The organism is Neisseria sp. MVDL19-042950, assembly GCF_030504625.1.
Classification (GTDB): Bacteria; Pseudomonadota; Gammaproteobacteria; order Burkholderiales; family Neisseriaceae; genus Neisseria.
Window position 1 is genome coordinate 158,686 of the sequence record NZ_JAUKWH010000001.1, and the last position, 19,205, is coordinate 177,890.

General features: G+C 52.7%; 13 protein-coding genes and 1 other RNA gene. 13 read left to right on the forward strand and 1 reads right to left on the reverse strand.

Annotation, left to right across the window (positions count from 1 at the left end; all coding sequences use genetic code 11):
- Together aceF and lpdA are read left to right on the forward strand one after the other, a co-directional pair.
- On the forward strand, window positions 1-1,659 hold the full coding sequence (gene aceF, locus Q0X97_RS00795) for a dihydrolipoyllysine-residue acetyltransferase (protein WP_302065371.1): 1,659 nt from the start codon (window positions 1-3) through the stop codon (window positions 1,657-1,659).
- Window positions 1,660-1,754: 95 nt separating this feature from the next.
- Window positions 1,755-3,533, forward strand: a complete 1,779-nt coding sequence (gene lpdA, locus Q0X97_RS00800) for a dihydrolipoyl dehydrogenase (RefSeq protein ID WP_302065372.1) — start codon at window positions 1,755-1,757, stop codon at window positions 3,531-3,533.
- A gap of 73 nt (window positions 3,534-3,606) precedes the next feature.
- Here the strand turns inward: lpdA and Q0X97_RS00805 are convergent, their stop codons facing one another.
- The gene (locus Q0X97_RS00805; protein WP_302065373.1) at window positions 3,607-7,437 is read right to left on the reverse strand and encodes a DUF3683 domain-containing protein; all 3,831 of its coding nucleotides are present in this window, start codon (window positions 7,435-7,437) and stop codon (window positions 3,607-3,609) included.
- Window positions 7,438-7,748: 311 nt separating this feature from the next.
- Between Q0X97_RS00805 and Q0X97_RS00810 the strand changes: the two genes are divergently transcribed.
- The 11 genes from Q0X97_RS00810 (at window position 7,749) to Q0X97_RS00860 (ending at window position 19,064) form a co-directional block, all read left to right on the forward strand.
- A complete protein-coding gene (locus Q0X97_RS00810; RefSeq protein WP_302065374.1) occupies window positions 7,749-8,057 on the forward strand; it encodes a hypothetical protein in 309 nt (102 codons plus the stop codon).
- Between the two features lie 96 nt (window positions 8,058-8,153).
- Window positions 8,154-8,250, forward strand: an RNA gene (gene ffs, locus Q0X97_RS00815) — signal recognition particle sRNA small type.
- A 147-nt stretch (window positions 8,251-8,397) separates the two neighbouring features.
- Window positions 8,398-9,213 (forward strand): squalene synthase HpnC, encoded by an 816-nt coding sequence (gene hpnC, locus Q0X97_RS00820; protein WP_302065375.1) that lies wholly within the window; start codon window positions 8,398-8,400, stop codon window positions 9,211-9,213.
- Between the two features lie 222 nt (window positions 9,214-9,435).
- On the forward strand, window positions 9,436-10,446 hold the full coding sequence (waaF, locus tag Q0X97_RS00825) for a lipopolysaccharide heptosyltransferase II (RefSeq protein ID WP_302065376.1): 1,011 nt from the start codon (window positions 9,436-9,438) through the stop codon (window positions 10,444-10,446).
- 131 nt (window positions 10,447-10,577) lie between these two features.
- Window positions 10,578-11,837, forward strand: a complete 1,260-nt coding sequence (locus tag Q0X97_RS00830) for a glutamate-5-semialdehyde dehydrogenase (RefSeq protein WP_302065377.1) — start codon at window positions 10,578-10,580, stop codon at window positions 11,835-11,837.
- Between the two features lie 385 nt (window positions 11,838-12,222).
- Complete coding sequence (htpX, locus tag Q0X97_RS00835) at window positions 12,223-13,065, forward strand: protease HtpX (RefSeq protein WP_302065378.1); 843 nt, start codon at window positions 12,223-12,225, stop codon at window positions 13,063-13,065.
- A 264-nt stretch (window positions 13,066-13,329) separates the two neighbouring features.
- Window positions 13,330-14,673, forward strand: coding sequence for an aldehyde dehydrogenase family protein (locus Q0X97_RS00840; RefSeq protein ID WP_302065517.1), 1,344 nt, complete (start codon window positions 13,330-13,332; stop codon window positions 14,671-14,673).
- 7 nt (window positions 14,674-14,680) lie between these two features.
- Window positions 14,681-15,421, forward strand: a complete 741-nt coding sequence (locus Q0X97_RS00845; RefSeq protein WP_302065379.1) for a toxin-antitoxin system YwqK family antitoxin — start codon at window positions 14,681-14,683, stop codon at window positions 15,419-15,421.
- A gap of 154 nt (window positions 15,422-15,575) precedes the next feature.
- A complete protein-coding gene (locus tag Q0X97_RS00850) occupies window positions 15,576-16,907 on the forward strand; it encodes a paraquat-inducible protein A (RefSeq protein WP_302065380.1) in 1,332 nt (443 codons plus the stop codon).
- On the forward strand, window positions 16,900-18,546 hold the full coding sequence (gene pqiB, locus Q0X97_RS00855) for an intermembrane transport protein PqiB (protein WP_302065381.1): 1,647 nt from the start codon (window positions 16,900-16,902) through the stop codon (window positions 18,544-18,546). Before Q0X97_RS00850 ends, pqiB begins: the two co-directional genes overlap by 8 nt.
- Window positions 18,546-19,064, forward strand: coding sequence for a membrane integrity-associated transporter subunit PqiC (locus tag Q0X97_RS00860; protein WP_302067651.1), 519 nt, complete (start codon window positions 18,546-18,548; stop codon window positions 19,062-19,064). Before pqiB ends, Q0X97_RS00860 begins: the two co-directional genes overlap by 1 nt.
- The last annotated feature ends 141 nt before the right edge of the window (window positions 19,065-19,205 follow it).

Below are 19,205 nucleotides of genomic sequence, written 5' to 3' on the forward strand. Positions count from 1 at the left end.
ATGAGTCAAATCGTAGAAATCAAAGTACCCGACATCGGCGGCCATGAAAATGTAGACGTGATTGCCGTTGAAGTGAAAGCGGGCGACACCATCGCTGTCGACGATACCCTGATTACGCTGGAAACCGACAAAGCTACCATGGACGTACCTGCCGATGCCGCGGGCGTGGTGAAAGAAGTTAAAGTCAACGTAGGCGACAAAGTTTCCGAAGGCAGCGTGATTGTCTTGGTTGAAGCCGCCGGTGCCGCCGCTCAAGCAGCGCCCGTCGCCGAAAAAGCAGCTGAGCCTGCTCCTGCCGCCGCACCTGCACAAGCTGCTCCTGTTGCGGGCGGCGCAACTGTAAAAGTGGAAGTACCCGATATCGGCGGCCACGAAAATGTAGACGTGATTGCCGTTGAGATCAAAGTAGGCGACACCGTATCCGAAGACGATACGCTGATTACTTTGGAAACCGACAAAGCCACCATGGATGTGCCGAGCACCGCTGCCGGCGTAGTGAAAGCCGTGTATGTGAAAGTGGGCGACAAAGTTTCACAAGGCACTCAAATTATCGAAGTGGAAACCGCAGGCGGTGCAGCTGCCGCTCCTGCCGCAGCTCCTGCCGCAGCTCCCGCACAAGAAGCGCCTAAAGCCGCTGTGCCTGCGCCGCAAGCTGCTCCGGCTCCTGCCGCGCCTAAAGCCGATGCCGCTCCGGTTGCCGCATTCGGCAATACGCCAGTAAACGAAGCCGCATTTGCCAAAGCCCATGCCGGCCCGTCTGCACGCAAACTGGCGCGCGAGTTGGGCGTGGATTTGAGCTTAGTTAAAGGTACGGGCTTGAAAGGCCGTATCGTCGGCGAAGACATCAAAGCCTTCGTTAAAGCTGCTATGCAAGGCGGTGCGGGCAAGGCTGCGCCTGCCGCTGCAACCGCTTCATTAGGTGGCGGTTTGGACTTGCTGCCGTGGCCGAAAGTCGATTTCAGCAAGTTCGGCGAAATCGAAGTGAAAGAACTTTCCCGCATTAAGAAAATTTCCGGTCAAAACCTGTCGCGCAACTGGGTGATGATTCCCCATGTTACCGTGAACGAAGATGCCGATATGACCGAGCTGGAAGAGTTCCGCAAAACTCTCAATAAAGAGTGGGAGCGCGAAGGCGTGAAACTGTCGCCGTTGGCGTTCATTATCAAAGCTTCCGTAACTGCCTTGAAAGCTTTCCCCGAGTTCAATTCTTCTCTTGACGGCGAAAACCTGATTCTGAAGAAATACTACAATATCGGCTTTGCCGCCGACACGCCCAACGGCTTGGTTGTGCCCGTGATTAAAGACGTGGACAAAAAAGGCTTGAAAGAAATTTCTCAAGAGCTGACCGAGTTGAGCAAAAAAGCCCGCGAAGGCAAGCTCAAGCCTAATGAAATGCAAGGCGCCTGCTTTACCATTTCCAGCTTGGGCGGTATCGGCGGTACCGGCTTCACGCCGATTGTGAACGCTCCCGAAGTAGCCATTTTGGGCGTGTGCAAATCACAAATGAAACCGGTATGGAACGGCTCGGCTTTTGAACCGCGCCTGATGTGCCCGTTGAGCCTGTCGTTCGACCACCGCGTGATCGACGGTGCGGCCGGTATGCGCTTTACCGTGTATCTGGCGAACCTGTTGAAAGACTTCCGCCGCGTGGTGCTGTAAGGCTTTTCAGACGGCCTTTAGGAATCTTAGAGGCCGTCTGAAAACAAGATTTTAATGAAAGCAGTATATAAACTGCTTTACAGAAAGGTTTAACAATGAGCTTGATTGAACTCAAGGTTCCCGATATCGGCGGCCATGAAAATGTGGACATTATTGCCGTAGAAATCAAAGCGGGCGATACCGTAGCGATTGAAGATACATTGGTTACTTTGGAAACTGATAAAGCCACCATGGACGTACCTGCCGAAGCTGCGGGTGTGGTAAAAGAAGTGAAAGTAAAAGTAGGCGACAAAATTTCCGAAGGCGGCGTGATTGCCGTGATTGAAGCTGCCGGTGCCGCAGCCGAAGCACCCAAAGCAGAAGCTGCCCCCGCTCCCGCGCAAGAAGCGCCGAAAGCGGCTGCACCTGCACCGCAAGCCGCGCAATTCAGCGGTTCGGCCGATGCCGAATACGACGTAGTGGTGCTGGGCGGCGGCCCGGGCGGTTATTCCGCTGCATTTGCCGCAGCCGACCAAGGTTTGAAAACTGCCATCGTAGAGCGTTACGCCACTTTGGGCGGCGTGTGTTTGAATGTGGGCTGTATTCCTTCCAAAGCCTTGCTGCACAATGCCGCTGTGATTGACGAAGTGCGCCATTTGGCTGCGAACGGTATCAAATATCCCGAACCGGAATTAAATATCGACATGTTGCGCGGCTATAAAGAAAAAGTCATCGGTAAACTGACTACCGGCTTGGCCGGTATGGCTAAATCGCGCAAAGTGGATGTGATTCGCGGTAACGGCCAATTTGTCGGCCCGAACCACATGGAAGTGGCTCTGACTTCAGGCGAAGGTAAGGACGAAACCGGCGAGAAGAAAACCATCGCTTTCAAAAACGCCATCATCGCTGCGGGCAGCCGCGTGGTGAACCTGCCGTTTATTCCCGAAGATCCCCGTATTATCGACTCTACCGGTGCACTGGCTTTGAAAGAAGTGCCGGGCAAAATGCTGATTATCGGCGGCGGTATCATCGGTTTGGAAATGGGTACGGTGTACAGCACGTTGGGCACCCGTTTGGATGTGGTTGAAATGATGGACGGCCTGATGCAGGGAGCCGACCGCGATTTGGTTAAAGTTTGGCAGAAGCTGAACGAATACCGCTTCGACAATATCATGGTCAACACCAAAACCGTTGCCGTTGAACCGAAAGAAGACGGTATTTACGTTACTTTCGAAGGTGCCAATGCGCCCAAAGAGCCGCAACGTTACGATACCGTGTTGGTTGCAGCGGGTCGCGCACCCAACGGTAAACTGATTGGTGTCGAAAAGGCCGGTGTGATTGTTACCGACCGCGGCTTTATCGAAGTGGACAAACAACAGCGCACCAACGTGCCGCACATTTACGCCATCGGCGATATTGTCGGCCAGCCTATGTTGGCACACAAAGCCGTGCACGAAGGCCATGTGGCAGCGGAAAACTGCGCCGGCCACAAAGCCTATTTCGATGCGCGTGTGATTCCGGGCGTAGCCTATACCGCTCCCGAAGTGGCTTGGGTAGGCGTAACCGAAACCGCTGCCAAAGAGCAAGGCATTAAGATTACCAAAGCCAATTTCCCGTGGGCTGCTTCAGGCCGCGCGATTGCCAACGGTTGCGATCAAGGCTTTACCAAGCTGATTTTTGATGCCGAAAGCGGCAAAATCATTGGCGGCGGTATTGTCGGCCCTAACGGTGGCGATATGATCGGTGAAATCTGTTTGGCCATCGAAATGGGTTGTGATGCCGTTGATATCGGCAAAACCATCCATCCGCACCCGACCTTGGGCGAAAGTATCGGTATGGCTGCGGAAGTGGCATTGGGTACTTGTACCGATTTGCCGCCGCAACGTAAAAAATAAAGCAGTTTGATTTAACTGTTGAGCAAGAGGCCGTCTGAAAGAACTTTCAGACGGCCTCTTCGTATCATACGGCTTACAGCAACACTTTCTCAATGCCGCCGTTATTGGCTTTTTCGACAAACTCGTTTTGCCAGTTGTCGCCGAGGATGTGTTTCGCCATTTCCACCACGATGTAGTCGGCGGGCATGGCGTTGTCGTCGGTGTAGCGGCTCAAACCTTGCAGGCAGGCGGGGCAGGAGGTGAGCATTTTGACCGGCTCGCCCTGTGGAAGCTGCTTGAGGTTTTTCTCGATTTCTTCCTGCTTGCGGAATTTCACTTGTGTGGCGATGTCGGGTCGTTTGACGGCAAACATACCCGATTCACCGCAGCAGCGGTCGCTCAACACCACTTCTTTGCCCATCAGTTCGCTGGTCATTTTGGTGGCGTTCATGGTTTTGATCGGGCTGTGGCAGGGGTCGTGATACAGGTATTGCTGGCCGCTCACGCCGTCGAGCTTGATGCCTTTTCCCAATAAAAACTCATGAATATCAATGATGCGGCAGCCGGGGAAAATGTCTTCGAAGCGGTATTTTTCCAACTGGTCGTAACAAGTGCCGCAGCTCACGACCACGGTTTTGATGTCGAGGTAGTTTAAGGTGTTGGCCAAACGGTGGAAGAGCACGCGGTTTTCGGTGGTCATCTGTTCGGCTTTGTCGTGGTTGCCGCCTGCGTCTTGCGGATAGCCGCAGCAGAGGTAGCCCGGCGGCAGCACGGTTTGTACGCCGGCATGCCACAGCATGGCTTGCGTGGCTAGTCCGACTTGGCTGAACAGGCGCTCGGAACCGCAGCCGGGGAAGTAGAACACGGCTTCGCTGTCTTCCGGCAGCTGCGGGTTGCGGATAATCGGCACGGTTTTGTTGTCTTCGATGTTCAGCCAAGCGCGTGCAGTTTTAATCGGTACATGGCGCGGCAGCGGGCGGTTGATGAAGTGAACCACCTGCTCTTTAATCGGCGAGCCGCCCGTGGTGGCTTTGGGGGCTTTTTTCAGACGGCCTGCTCCGATGTGGGCTTTTCTGCCCCAGTTGTAGGCCAGATTCTGTAATTTGAAACCGGCTTCCACCACGCCTTTGCGCAACACTTGGATGGTGCGCGGGTCTTTGGCGTTGAGGAAGGCCATGCCGGCGGCAACGGCGGGGTTGAACTTGCGTTTGCCGGCTTTGCGCAGATAGTTGCGGATGGCTACGGTTACGTCGCCGAAGTCGATGTTGACGGGGCAAGGCTTCACGCAGCGGTGGCACACGGTGCAGTGGTCGCCGAGGTCGTTTAATTCGTCGAAGTGGCGCAGCGATACGCCGCGGCGGGTTTGTTCTTCGTATAAAAACGCTTCGGTGAGCAAACCGACACCGAGGATTTTGTTGCGCGGGCTGTACAGCAGGTTGGCGCGCGGCACATGGGTGCTGCATACGGGTTTGCACTTGCCGCAGCGTAGGCAGTCTTTCACCGATTCGGCGATGGTGCCGAGGTCGGACTGCTCCATAATCAGCGATTCCACGCCGAGCAGCTCGAACGAAGGCGTGTAGGCGTTGCGTAAGTCGGAGCCGCGCATGAGTTTGTAGCGGTTGAAGCGGCCTTGCGGATCGACTTTGGCTTTGTAGTCCCAGAAGGGCTGCATTTCTTCGTCGGTAAGGAATTCGAGTTTGGTGATGCCGATACCGTGTTCACCGGAAATCACGCCGTTGAGGCTGCGGGCGATTTTCATGATGCGTTCCACCGCTTTATGGGCGGTTTGCAGCATGTCGTAATCGTCTGAATTCACGGGAATATTGGTGTGGACGTTGCCGTCGCCCGCGTGCATGTGCAGGGCGACGAACACGCGTCCGCGCACCACGCGGCTGTGAATCTTGGCCAAACCTTCCATGATTTTGGTGTCGGCCTTGCCGCTGAAGATTTCAGACAGGGGTTTCATCACGTCGGCTTTAATCGACACGCGCAAGCGGAAATCGCGGAAGGCGATGAAGCAGCTTTCTTCGTCTCTGGCTTCGGGCGCGGCGTGGACGGCATGGCCGTAGCGTTGTTTGTATTCGCCCAAAGGCGCGTCGAGGTTGCTAAGCAGCCATTCCCAACGCTCTTTCACAGCGGAAACGTGTTGGAGCGCGTGTTTGGCACGTTCACCCAATAATTCGCTGCCGGGCAGGTCGGTACCCATTTTGTCCACCGGCAGGCGGCCTTGCAGGTATTGTTGCAGGGCGTTGCAGAGAGCCAGTTTGTTTTTAATCGACAGTTCGATGTTGATGCGCTCGATGCCGTCTGAATACTCGCCCAAACGCTCCAGCGGAATCACCACGTCTTCATTGATTTTAAAGGCGTTGGTGTGCTTGGCGATGGCGGCGGTGCGGCTGCGGTCGAGCCAGAAGGTTTTGCGCGCTTCGGGGGTAACGGCGATAAAGCCTTCGCCGTCGCGGGCTTGCGCCAGTTTGACGATATGCTCGGCGGCATCGGCGACGGCGGCTTCGTCGTCGCTCACAATGTCGGCAATCAGCACCATTTTCGGGCGGCCTTTACCCGCCGCTTTGGTGGCGTAGCCGACCGCGCGCACATAGCGCCAGTCGAGATGTTCCAAACCGGCCAGCTTCACGCTGTCGTGGCCGAGCATGTAGTCGCGGATTTCCACGATAGACGGCGTGGCGTTGGCAACCGTGCCGAAAAATTCCAAACACACGGTGCGGATGTATTTCGGCATGGTGTGCAGCACGAAGGCCACGCTGGTGATGATGCCGTCGGTGCCTTCTTTTTGCACGCCGGGCAGGCCGCTGAGGAATTTGTCGGTAACGTCTTTGCCGAGGCCGACTTTGCGGAATTTGCGGCCGTCGATTTCCAAGCGTTCGGTTTTAACGATATTGAGGCCGTCTGAATCTAAAGTATGCACATCGAAAACGGCGGTTTCTTCGTCGTGGATTTTGCCGAAGTTGTGGCGCACACGCTCGATTTTCAGCCACTCGCCTTGCGGGTTGACCATTTTCCAGTAAGCAAGGTTATCGAGCGCGGTGCCCCACAATACGGCTTTCTTGCCGCCCGCGTTCATGGCCACGTTGCCGCCCACGCAGGAAGCGTCGGCGGAAGTCGGGTCAACCGCGAATACCAGTTTGGCGGCGGTGGCGGTTTCTTCCACGCGCCGCGTTACCACGCCCGCGCCGCAATGGATAATCGGGTGTTTGCCTTCCAAACCGGGCAGTTCCACATATTCCACGCCGTTGTGTTTGTCGAGTTTTTCGGTGTTGATGACCGCGCTCATGGCATCGAGCGGCACCGCGCCGCCGGTATAGCCCGTGCCGCCGCCGCGCGGAATGATGGTTAAATCGAGTTCGATTAAGGCTTTCACCAAAGGCGCGACTTCGGCTTCGGTGTCGGGATTGACCACCACAAACGGATATTCCACACGCCAGTCGGTAGCGTCGGTAACGTGTACCACGCGGGCGAGGCCGTCGAACATGATATTGTGTTTTTTGGTGATTTTGGAAAGGCGTTTTAGGATTTCGGCGCGTTTGTTGCGGGTGGTTTCAAAACTTTCGTCAAACCGTTGTATTGCCGCTTCCACGGCCTGAAGCAGTTGGTCGACTTGGGGATTGTTGTCGCGCCGTTTTTGGATTTCATTCAGGCGATGGCGCATTTCCCGCACCAATGCCGCCCGCCGGTGCGGTTGGTCGAGCAGATCGTCCACCAGATAAGGGTTGCGCACCACCACCCAAATATCTCCCAGCACTTCAAACAGCATCCGCGCCGAACGGCCTGTTTTGCGTTGGTTGCGCAGCTCTTGCAGCACGTTCCAAGCCTCTTCTCCGAGCAGGCGGATCACGATTTCGCGGTCGGAATAAGACGTGTAGTTGTAGGGAATTTCCCGGATGCGTTGCGTTACGTTGGTGGTCATGGCGTGCGGTTCCGTGTGTTTTTTTATTTATCGGCAGGCTCTTTTGTTAATTTTTTAAGGCCGTCTGAAAAATATGTAAGGAATAAGGAAATAGTTGTGTAATGTAGTGTAATTTCCATTGTTTTTCAATGGAAAAATATAGATATCAGTATGCAGGCATTTCATAAAGAGGTAGGAATTTTGTTGACAATTTGTGTGGCTGTACGATGTATTGCGCTGTATTTCAAAGGCGGTTAACCGCTTGTGGAAGAGCGGAAAAGGTATAATATATTGACAGATATTGCAGATTTTCACCTGTTGGGGAGCAATTGATGAAGCAAAAAGTATTGTTGCCGTTGGTTATATCGGTGTTGGTCGTGCCTGCCGTTTATGCCCAACCTTCCGTTTCTGCCGATTCGGAACAAAGTGTGCTTTCCGAAAGCGGTATTACGGTGGCGGACAACAGCCGTTTGGCCAATCCGCGCCGGAAAACTGCGAAAGACAAGCGTTCGTTGAGCCAAAGAATCGCCGACAAGTTGGAAAAAGACCGCCGCCGACGGGAAACTAAAAAATTGATACGTGAGCAAGAAAAGCAGAGAAAACAGCAGCGCGAAGCATCCGCCCCTGAAACAGGCAGCTAAACTTTCATCCGTGTGCCGGTTTGGAAAGCCGCCGTATTGTCTGCCGCCCCGTATTGCTTATTCATTTTTTTGACTATATAATACGCATTCTTCTATGGCGGGTCTCCCCGCATGGTAATTTGGAACAACGGGTCAGGGGCGGAAGCCAGCAGCCCACTCTGATGCGCCAGTGCCGGGGGTCGGGCTCGCCACCCTAACATTTGAAAACACCGACAAGTGAACCGTCGGTGTTTTTTTATGGCTGTTTTGCCGGCCCGCAAAGTCTTTGAGGCCGTCTGAAAAGAATGACGGCTGAATTCAGACGGCCTCTTGAAACCGCCCAATTAACGGAAAACCGATTATGTCTGTCAACCATTACGAAAATTTCCCCGTCGGTTCGATCATGCTGCCGCGTCGCCTGCGTGTGCCGACGCATGCGGTTTATGCTTTCGCCCGTACTGCCGACGATATTGCCGATGAAGGTTGTGTCAGCGACGAAGAGCGTTTGCAGGGGCTGGATGCTTTGCAGCAAGAGTTGGATACGATTTCGCGCGGTGAAACGCCGCAAACCGAAATGATGCGCCGCTTGCAACGCGAGGCGGTGCGCCCGTTCGAAATGCCTTTGCAGCCGTTTTACGATTTACTTTCCGCGTTCCGTCAGGATGTGGTGAAAAAGCGTTATCAGAATTTTGCCGAATTGGTGGATTATTGCCGCCGCTCCGCCAATCCGGTGGGGCGCATCATGCTGCATCTTTACGGCGAAACCGATGCGCGCAGTATTGCTCAAAGCGACGGCATTTGCACGGCTTTGCAGTTGGTTAATTTCTGGCAGGATGTAGCGGTCGATTGGGAAAAAGGGCGGGTTTATATTCCGCAGGACGATTTGGAAAAATTCGGCGTAAGCGAAACCCAAATCGCCGAAGGCCGTGCCGACTTTGCCTTCCAACGGTTGATGGCGCATGAGTGTACCCGCGCGCATAATATGTTGAAAGCAGGTTCGCCGCTGGGTAAAACGTTGAAAGGGCGCATCGGCTTTGAATTGAGAATGATAGTGATCGGTGCGCAGCAGATTTTGAGCAAACTGGAAGCCAACCGTTATGATGTTTTTCAAAAACGCCCCAAATTGGAAGCGAAAGATTGGTGGGTGATCGTGAAACGTGCGGCATTGAAGAAATAACCGAACAGGCCGTCTGAAAAGTTTTCAGACGGCCTGTTCGGTTGGGTGTGGAAGTCGGCTGTTCAAAGGCGGCCAAGCGGCCGGTATCAATCGCGATAAAGAGTTCTTCGTTGATACGTTGTTTTTCTTTTCAGACGGCCTGAAAGCGGAAAAAACTGCTGCTCCAACATAAGCGCGTGAAATGGCGATAAAATAGCCGCCTGCATAAACCGTTAAATCATCATGGCTAAAAAAATTCTGATTATTTCCCCGAGCTGGATCGGCGATTGCGTGATGACGCAGCCGCTTTACCGCCGTTTGCAAGAACTTCATCCTGATTGCACGATTGACGTATTTTCCCCCAAATGGTCGATGGCTGTGTTCGAACGCATGCCCGAAATCAATGAAATTTTTGAAAACCCGTTCGGGCATGGTGCGTTGGAATTGAAAAAGCGCATCCGAACGGGCAGGGCGTTGGGAAAACGGGGTTATGATCAAGTAATCGTGTTGCCCGGTTCGCTCAAATCAGCCTTGATTGCGGCAGCAACCGGCATCAAACAGCGTACCGGTTATGTAGGCGAAACCCGTTATTTGCTGCTGAACGACATACGCAAACTCGATAAAGCCGCTTTGCCGCTGATGGTAGACCGTTACACCGCGCTGGCGCATCCCTCCCAAGCCGATTTTAACGGCCGTTCGAGTTATCCCGCTTTTCAAATCGCCCCCGCAAGCCAGCAGGCCGTGCTGGAGAAGCACGGTTTAAACACGGCCAAACCGGTGCTGGCTTTCTGCCCGGGCGCAGAATACGGCCCTGCTAAACGTTGGCCGGCCCGCCATTTTGCCGAACTTGCGCGACGTTACGCGGCAAAAGGCTGGCAGATTTGGCTTTTCGGTTCGCAAAAAGATTTCGATATCGCCGAAAACATCAACATGCTTTCAGACGGCCTCTGCATCAATTTATGCGGCCAAACCAGCCTTTCCGAAGCCATCGACCTGTTGGCCTGTGCCGATACGGTAGTCTGCAACGACAGTGGCCTGATGCACCTTGCTGCCGCGTTGGGCAGGAAACTGGTGGCCGTATACGGTTCGTCGAGTGCCGACCACACGCCGCCGTTGAGCGATAAGGCTCGAATCGTCAGCTTAAATCTTGATTGTTCACCTTGTTTCAAACGCGAATGTCCGTTCGGGCATACCGATTGTTTAAACAAACTCGACCCCGATATGGTAGAAAAGGCGGCGCAGGAATTATGCTGAGGCAGGCCGGCTTTTCAGATGGCCTCGAATATTGCCTAATCCGTTTGCCGCGTTTACCATAGCCGCGAAGCCCTGTTTGTAAGGTTGTCTTCAAATCCATTACTTTTCCATTTCCCATCGGGCCGCACATTATGCAGAATATCCAAGAATACGTCCGTCAAACCGCCGCCGCTGCAAAGCAGGCTTTTTATGCATTGGCGGCAAGCTCCACCGCACAGAAAAATGCCGCTTTGTTACGGATGGCGGAGCTCCTCAAACACCATCAGTCCGCCGTGCTTGCCGCCAACGCCCAAGATATGGAGCAGGCGGCAGCAAAAGGGTTGGATGCCGCTTTGCTCGACCGCCTGAAACTGACTGAAAACACCATAGAGAGTATGTGCGAAGGCTTGCGGCAAATTGTCGCTTTGCCCGACCCCGTAGGGGAAATGGACGAATTCCGCATCCGCCCGAACGGTTTGCAAATCGGCAAAATGCGTGTGCCGCTGGGCGTTATCGGCATTATTTACGAATCGCGCCCGAACGTAACCGTTGATGCCGCCGCTTTGTGTTTGAAATCCGGCAATGCCTGCGTGCTGCGAGGCGGTAGCGAAGCGTTCAACAGCAATATGGCGGTGGCCAAGTTGATTACTCAGGCGTTGGCTGAAAACGGTTTGCCCGCGGATGCCGTGCGCCTGATTGAAAACACCAGCCGCGAAAGTGTCGGCGCAATGCTGCAAAGCCCCGATTTGATCGATGTGATTATTCCGCGCGGCGGCAAATCGCTGGTTGCCCGCATTGCCGCCGAAGCACGCGTGCCAGTGATTAAGCATCTTGACGGTATCTGCCATGTTTATATCGACCGGGCCGCCGATACGCAGAAGGCCGTGGATATTGCTTTTAATGCCAAAACTTCGCGCTACGGCACTTGCAATACGATGGAAACGCTGCTGGTACACGAGAGCCGCGCCGCCGAAATTCTGCCGTTGCTGGAGAAAAAATATGCAGAGAAAGGCGTGGAGTTGCGTGGTTGCGAGCGTACGTCGGCCGTCTTAAAAAACATTAAGGCGGCAACCGAAGAAGATTGGCGCACCGAATATCTGGCTCCCGTTTTGGCCGTAAAAACAGTCGGCAGTATGGCCGAGGCGATTGCCCACATTAACATGTACGGCAGCCACCATACCGACAGTATCGTTACCGAATCTTATACCGATGCGCAGATTTTCCTGCGTATGGTCGACAGCGCCAGCGTGATGGTAAATGCCAGCACACGTTTTGCGGACGGATTTGAATACGGGTTGGGGGCGGAAATCGGCATTTCTACCGATAAAATCCATGTGCGCGGCCCCGTCGGACTGCACGGGTTGACCGGCCAAAAATGGGTGGTGCTTGGCAACGGGCAAGTGCGCATGTAATTTGTTTTGTAAACGCATCAGATGTTATCAATCGGCAAATCGGCGGTTGGGAGGAATGGTTGATTTGTTCAATAAATAGAGACTATTGCGGATTTACTGCTTTGTATTATGCCGAAAAATTATTTTAAAAGCTGATTATGCCGATTTTTTGCAAAAAAAGGCCGTCTGAAAAATACATTAAGATATCTTCAGACGGCCGTTTGCCTGTTAAAGAAGCCGTTTGAAACATTCACAAATTTGCATACCTTTTCTTAACGGCATCTTTGCGGTTATCGGGCTTTTTGCGACAATATCACCGTTCTTCAGGACACAGAACACATTCTCTTAACGATTTAAAAATCCATATCGAAAACAATACACAAATCGCACTTCCAAAGGAAAACTCGTGAAACGTATCTTTTTGTTTTTAGCAACCAACATTGCCGTTCTCGTTGTTATCAGCGTCATCCTCAGCGTTCTCGGCGTGAGCAGCAATCCCAATGAAATGGGCAGCCTGCTGGTGTATTCCGCCGTTATCGGCTTTACCGGCTCGATTATTTCGCTGTTGATGTCGAAAACCATGGCGAAACGCTCGGTCGGCGCCGAGGTGATTACCCAGCCACACAACGAAACCGAAGCATGGCTTTTGCAGACGGTTGAGAATCAGGCCCGCCAATGGAATCTGAAAACACCCGAAGTTGCGATTTACCATTCACACGAACCCAACGCTTTTGCCACCGGTGCCAGTAAAAACAATTCGCTGGTTGCCGTCAGCACCGGTTTGCTCGATCACATGTCCCGTGACGAAGTGGAAGCCGTTCTTGCGCATGAAATGGCGCACGTCGGTAACGGCGATATGGTTACGCTCACTTTGATTCAAGGCGTAGTCAATACGTTTGTTGTGTTCTTGGCACGCGTGGTTTCGGGCTTGGTGGCCCGCAGCGACAACGGCGAAGTTTCGCAAGGCACTTATTTCATCGTGAGCATGGTATTGCAGGTTGTATTCGGTTTTCTGGCGAGCTTTATCGTTATGTGGTTCAGCCGCCAACGCGAATACCGTGCCGATGCGGGTGCCGCCAAACTGGTGGGCGCTCCGAAAATGATTGCCGCGCTGCAACGCTTGAAAGGAAACCCGAGCGATCTGCCTAAAGAAATGACAGCAATGGGTATTGCCAGCGAAGAACGCGATTCGCTTTTGAGTACACATCCGACTTTGGATAACCGTATTGCGCGTTTGAAACAGTTGTAAGGAAATGAAGGATCAGGCCGTCTGAAATAAAATTTTCAGACGGCCTTTTATTGCACATTCGGCATGTGTTCGGTTTTAACAGTAGAATAATTATAGAAGCAGCTTTATTTTGGAAGATATGAGTGTCATTTAAATAATTTTTAATGGTACTATTTCTTTTGATATTTGTTGACCGGTTAGAGGGCTGGACGGCCGTCTGAAAATATTTCAGATAATTGAGTAAGGTATTGTATAAAATAAACAAACTATCTGATGGAGCAAAGCGTGTACCGCAGTACCCACATTATCAGCGGAGAAACATTATTTGAGCGTTCGGCACAGCAATGGGCCGAATTTGAGGAAAACTTGCAGGATTTACGTTGCCGGCAACGTAACTTTGCCGCATTGCCCGTAACGGTAAGAACCGCATTATTGCTGGATTTCGCCGAAAAATTGGCGGCTAACCGCGATCGGTTGGCCGAAATGGTATGCGAAGAAGTGGGGCGCTGTTTGCGCGAGTGCAGGGCGGAGTTGGATAAGTCGGTGGAGCTGATTCGTTATTATGCACGTTTGGCTCCCGAATTATTGGCCCATAAAACTATTGCAACACAGGCCAGTCTAAGCCAAGTGCGTTTTGAGCCTTTGGGAGTCGTGCTGGCCGTTATGCCGTGGAATTATCCGGTGTGGCAGGTTTTGCGTTTCGCCGTTCCCGCTTTATGTGCCGGCAATGCTTGTGCAGTAAAGCTGGCACCGACTGTGGCAAGGGTAACGGATGCGTTGTTTGACTTGGTCGGCGGCACATTGCCGTTAATTCCCGCTTGGTTGGATGATGCCGATGTGCTGCATGCGATTGAGCAAACTGATGCGATGGCGTTTACAGGTTCGGCGGATACCGGCCGCCGGTTGGCGGCACATGCCGGCATGAATCTGAAGAAAACGGTATTGGAACTGGGCGGCAGCAATGCTTTTATGGTGATGCCCGATGCGGATGTGGCGCAAGCGGCAAAAGACGCGTGTTATTCCCGCTTTCGCGATGCGGGGCAGTCGTGCAATGCGGCGAAGCGGATTATCGTTACCGAAGCGGTGGCCGATGAGTTCGTACCGCTGTTTCTCGCAGAATGTGCCAAGTTGAAAACCGGCCATCCGATGGATGAAAAAACGACACTGGCACCGTTGCACCGAAGCGATTTGCGCGAGCGGGTTCACAGTCAGGTGCGGGACGCGCTGGCAAACGGTGCGACGGCTTTGTGCGGCGGTTTTTTGCCGGAAGGTAAAGGCTGGTTTTATCCGGCTACCGTTTTAGACGGCGTAACCCGCAATTGCCGCGTGTATCGTGAAGAGGTGTTCGGCCCCGTGGCCGTGCTTTTGAGGGCGCGGGACGAAGAACATGCCGTGCGGCTGGCGAATGACAATCCTTTCGGGCTGGGCGCGAGTATTTATAGTGAAAATGTTGCGAAAGCGTGGCAATATGCGGAAAAACTGCACACGGGTGCGGTGTTTATCAACCGCCACACCAGCAGCGATTTGCGCCTGCCGTTCGGCGGAGTGAAAGATTCGGGTTACGGAAGGGAGCTCTCGGAATTCGGATTGTATGAATTTGTAAATGTAAAAGCTTATTGGCAGAGATAAAAGAACAATGAACAGATTATTGCAGGCAGGTTTCACGGCGGCAGTGCTCGTTGGCGTTGCGTTGCCCGCAGCGGCGGAAACCATGGAAGTTTATTTCAACCAGCAGGGGCAGGTTACTGCAACCATGTCGTCGGTATCGTATGTGCGTAAATACGAAGTAAAAGACGGCATTGCGCAGGTACAGGATTTCTATTACCCGTCGTTGAAAAAATATTCCGACCCGTATCAGATAACGGCAAACCAGATTAAAGAATTTGTGCCCGCCTTGGCGAACGGCACCATTACGCTGTGGCATTTTAACGGCCAGAAAAAGATGACCGGCCAGTATAAAAACGGCAAACCCGACGGCGAGTGGATAAACTGGTATCCAAACGGCAAAAAGTCGGCCGTAATGCCTTATGCGGAAGGAAAAAGCGAAGGCACGGGGGCGCGTTTTTACCGTAACGGCAACAAAGAGAGCGAGATTCAATTTAAAAACAATCAGGCCAACGGTTATTGGAAGCAATGGTATCAAAGCGGCAAACCCAAAACCGAGATGGTGATGGTAAACGACAAGCCGGTAAGCATTATCAGTTGGAATGAAGACGGGCTGCTGCTTTCGGAAATCACCATGACTGACGGAAAGCGAAACGGCATCGTGCTCGATTGGCATGACAACGGTGCGAAAAAGTCGGAAGCGGTTTATCAGGATGGCGAGCTGATAAAAAAGACCGTTTGGGATGACGAAGGTTATCTGTTGGAAGAGTAAAACATAAAGCCGGAGCAGCTTTCTTCGAGGCCGTCTGAAAAGCATATTTCAGACGGCCTTTACATTCATCTTTCCGACAGGCAAATGTTTTCCGTTATAATGCTCACTTTCTTAACCGTTGTTTCCAAAACATATTCAGGCCGTCTGAACACCCATGAAATTTGCCCGAGCCTACCGCCGTTGGTGGCGTTACCGTACATACCGCAGCGATGCGACTTTGCCGGCGCATTCGTTGGATTGCCCCGAATGCGGCCAGCGGATGATGTTGCCGCGCTTGCGGCAGGGGCAGGAAGCGCATTGTCCGCGATGCGGGTATGAAGTGGTGGAAATCGAAAAAAATCCCTATATCGCTCCTTTGGCGTATGCCGTTGCATCTTTGGTGCTGATGGCGTTTGTGTACAACATGATGTTTGTTACCGTAACGATGGCCGGAGTAACGTCGATTCTGTCGCTGCCTTCGATGATGAAACAGTTGATTCTGCTGGATTTCGGTTTTTTGGCAGAAGTGATGTTCGTGCTCACTTTCGGCACGCCGCTGCTGTTTCTGCTGCTTTGCATATATGTGTATACCGCCCTGATACGCGACAAAATTTATCCGGGGTTGTTTTACGCTACCCGCACGTTGGTGCGGCTGCGCCATTGGATTATGGTGGATGTGTTTTTTATTTCGACGCTGGTGTCGTATATCAAACTCTCTTCGGTGGCACGGGTGGAATTCGGCGCGGCGTTTTATCTGATGTTCGGGCTGGCCGTGATGCTGATACGTACTTCGGTGGCGATTCCGCAACATTGGGTTTATTATAAAATCCATCACATGCTCGGCAGAAATGCTGTTCAGACGGCCTCCGAAGAACATATCTGTTGCAGCCGCTGCCTGTATTTCCGTGATAAAACCGAAAACACTTGCGGTGTGTGCGGAGCCGATTTATACCGCCGCCGCCCGCAGAGTTTGAGCGTATCGATGGCGTTTTTGGCCGCGGCCATCGTGTTGTATGTTCCGGCCAACGTGCTGCCGATTATGATTTCTTCCAATCCGGCAACGGTGCAGATCAATACGATTTTCAACGGCATCGTGTATATGTGGAACGACGGCGACAAGCTGATTGCGATGATTATTTTCAGCGCGAGTATTTTGGTGCCGGTGGCGAAAATCGTATCATTGTTGTTTTTAATCGGCAGCGCCCGTTTCGGTCTGCCGATGGGGATACATAAAATGTCGCTGCTCTACCGCTTTACCGAGGCGGTGGGCAAATGGTCGATGATCGATATTTTTGTCATCATTGTTTTAATGAGTGCGTTCCACACCAATCTGGCGCGGGTGGTGCCGGGCGCGGCGGCCATATATTTTTGTTTGGTGGTGCTGCTTACCATGCTTTCCGCCTATTTTTTCGATCCGCGCCTGTTGTGGGACAAAGCCCGCAACGATGCCGCTTTAACCGAAAGGCCGTCTGAAAACGCGCCTGCAAACCAACCCGAATATGAATAACGATAACCAAAAAAACGATAACCAACCCGTGCCCGCCCGTGTGCGCAAAACCAATGTGTTCACCTCGGTGGTGTGGCTGATTCCGCTAATCGCTTTAGTTGTAGGCGGCTGGCTGCTGATGAAAGACATCCGCAACCGCGGCCCTGAAGTAACCCTGCTGATGGAAAGTGCCGACGGTATCGAAGTGAACAATACCGTGGTAAAAGTGCTGAGCGTGGAGGTCGGCCGCGTTTCACGTATCCGGCTACGCGGCGACCGCAAAGGCGTGGAAGTAACCGCGCGCCTTACGGCGGATGCCAAAGATATGATGCGCAAAGACACCCAATTTTGGGTGGTGAAACCGCGTATCGACCAAAGCGGCATTACCGGCCTGAATACTTTGGTTTCAGGCTCTTATATCGCATTCACGCCGGGCAGCAGCGAAGAAACCGAAGATGTTTTTGAAGTGTTGGATATTCCGCCGATTGCCGCCATCGGCCAAAGCGGTTTGCGCCTGAAACTGATCGGGGCCAACAATAAAATGATTGCCGTCGGCAGCCCCGTGCTTTACGAAGACTTTATGGTGGGGCAGGTGGAAAGTGCCCAGTTCGACCCGAAAGACCAAACCGTTAACTACACCGTTTTCATTCAAAGCCCGAACGACAAACTGGTGGGCGAACACAGCCAGTTTTGGCTGCAAAGCGGCATCAATATCGAAACCACCAACGGCGGAGTCCGCGTAGATTCCGCTCCGCTTTCCGCTTTGCTTTCCGGCGCAATTTCGTTCGGTACGCCGTTGGATGGCGACAAAGGCAAACCCGCGGTCAATGACGATACTTTCGAACTGTATGACGACCGCAGCCAAATCGACAACCTGCCAAGTTCGCGGGCCTTGTATTACATTGCTTTCTTTAACCAAAGCGTGCGCGGCTTGAGCCCGGGCGCGCCGGTGGAATACAAAGGCATCAATATCGGAGCCGTGGTCGACGTGCCTTATTTTGCCGGCAGCGACAGCCTGAAACTTCTGCAAAACGGTTGGATTCCCGTACGCATTCGCATAGAGCCTGCCCGTATGGAAATCAATGCGGGCGAGCAAAGCCGCGAATACTGGCAAAACCAGTTTCAGACGGCCTTAAAGAAAGGTTTGACCGCAACCATTTCAAGCAACAATCTGCTAACCGGCAGCAAAATGATTGAATTGAACGACCAGCCTTCATCAAGCGCGAAACTCAAACCTTATGCGGATTATGCCGGCAACGTCGTGATTGCCACCCAAAACGGCGGCTTGGGCAATTTGCAGGCTCAGTTGGGCGATTTGCTGGAAAAATTCAACAAACTGCCGCTGGACAAAACCGTCGGCGAATTAAACGGCTCGCTACGCGAATTAAAAGCCACGTTGAACTCTGCCAATGCGCTGCTCGGCAAACCGCAAACGCAGAATATTCCGCAAGAATTGAATCAAACGCTGAAAGAATTGCGCCAAACTCTGCAAGGCGTATCGCCGCAGTCGCCGCTGTATGGCGATGTTCAGGCCACGCTGCAAAGCATCGATAAAACCCTGAAAGAAGCGCAGCCGGTTATCAATACCTTGAAAGAAAAACCCAATGCGCTGATTTTCAACAGCAATGTTAAAGACCCGATACCGAAAGGAAGCCGCTGATGCGTAAAATATTTTTTATTGCCGCCTTTGCCGCGTTAAGCGCATGCAGCACGCCTGCACCGCAGTATTTCACATTGCCCGACAGCCAATACAGCCAGCCCGCACGCAGAGGCAGCGAAATCGCGGTACGCGTTTATCTGGCGGAGCTGTTAAACAACGGCGGCCTTGTGTATCAAACCGATGCCTACCATGTGAATTTCGCCCGCAACCATCTTTGGGCGGGTGCGCTGGATAACGCATTGATCGCCGGTTTCAGTAACAAACTCAATCGTTTGGATACCCGCTATATGTTTGTGCCCGCCGCACGGAGCAGCAGCGCGCAGACATTGAAAATTTATGTGGAAGCGTTTCAGGGTAGTTATCAGGGCAAGACTTTGGTAAGCGGCTATGCCTTGTGGCCGAACGGAGAGGGCAGGCCGTTCCATATCGAAACGCCGCAGCAGGGCGACGGCTATACCGCGATGGTCGAATCGCTTAACAAAGGCTTGGAAGATGCCGCACAAGCGATTGTCTATTAATTCGTCTTGCAATCTTAAAAGGCCGTCTGAAAAGCTTTTTCAGACGGCCTTTGCCGTTTATCTGACGGATATCTCACCCGCATTAGCGGAAATGCCGTTTTTCGGCTAAAATGTGCAGCTATTTGATTCCGATTTTATCAG

Coding starts and splice junctions, on each gene's coding strand:
- aceF (WP_302065371.1), top strand. CDS start 1: ATGAGTCAAATCGTAGAAATCAAAGTACCCGACATCGGCGGCCATGAA.
- lpdA (WP_302065372.1), top strand. CDS start 1,755: ATGAGCTTGATTGAACTCAAGGTTCCCGATATCGGCGGCCATGAAAAT.
- Q0X97_RS00805 (WP_302065373.1), bottom strand. CDS start 7,437: ATGACCACCAACGTAACGCAACGCATCCGGGAAATTCCCTACAACTAC.
- Q0X97_RS00810 (WP_302065374.1), top strand. CDS start 7,749: ATGAAGCAAAAAGTATTGTTGCCGTTGGTTATATCGGTGTTGGTCGTG.
- hpnC (WP_302065375.1), top strand. CDS start 8,398: ATGTCTGTCAACCATTACGAAAATTTCCCCGTCGGTTCGATCATGCTG.
- waaF (WP_302065376.1), top strand. CDS start 9,436: ATGGCTAAAAAAATTCTGATTATTTCCCCGAGCTGGATCGGCGATTGC.
- Q0X97_RS00830 (WP_302065377.1), top strand. CDS start 10,578: ATGCAGAATATCCAAGAATACGTCCGTCAAACCGCCGCCGCTGCAAAG.
- Q0X97_RS00845 (WP_302065379.1), top strand. CDS start 14,681: ATGAACAGATTATTGCAGGCAGGTTTCACGGCGGCAGTGCTCGTTGGC.
- Q0X97_RS00850 (WP_302065380.1), top strand. CDS start 15,576: ATGAAATTTGCCCGAGCCTACCGCCGTTGGTGGCGTTACCGTACATAC.
- pqiB (WP_302065381.1), top strand. CDS start 16,900: ATGAATAACGATAACCAAAAAAACGATAACCAACCCGTGCCCGCCCGT.
- Q0X97_RS00860 (WP_302067651.1), top strand. CDS start 18,546: ATGCGTAAAATATTTTTTATTGCCGCCTTTGCCGCGTTAAGCGCATGC.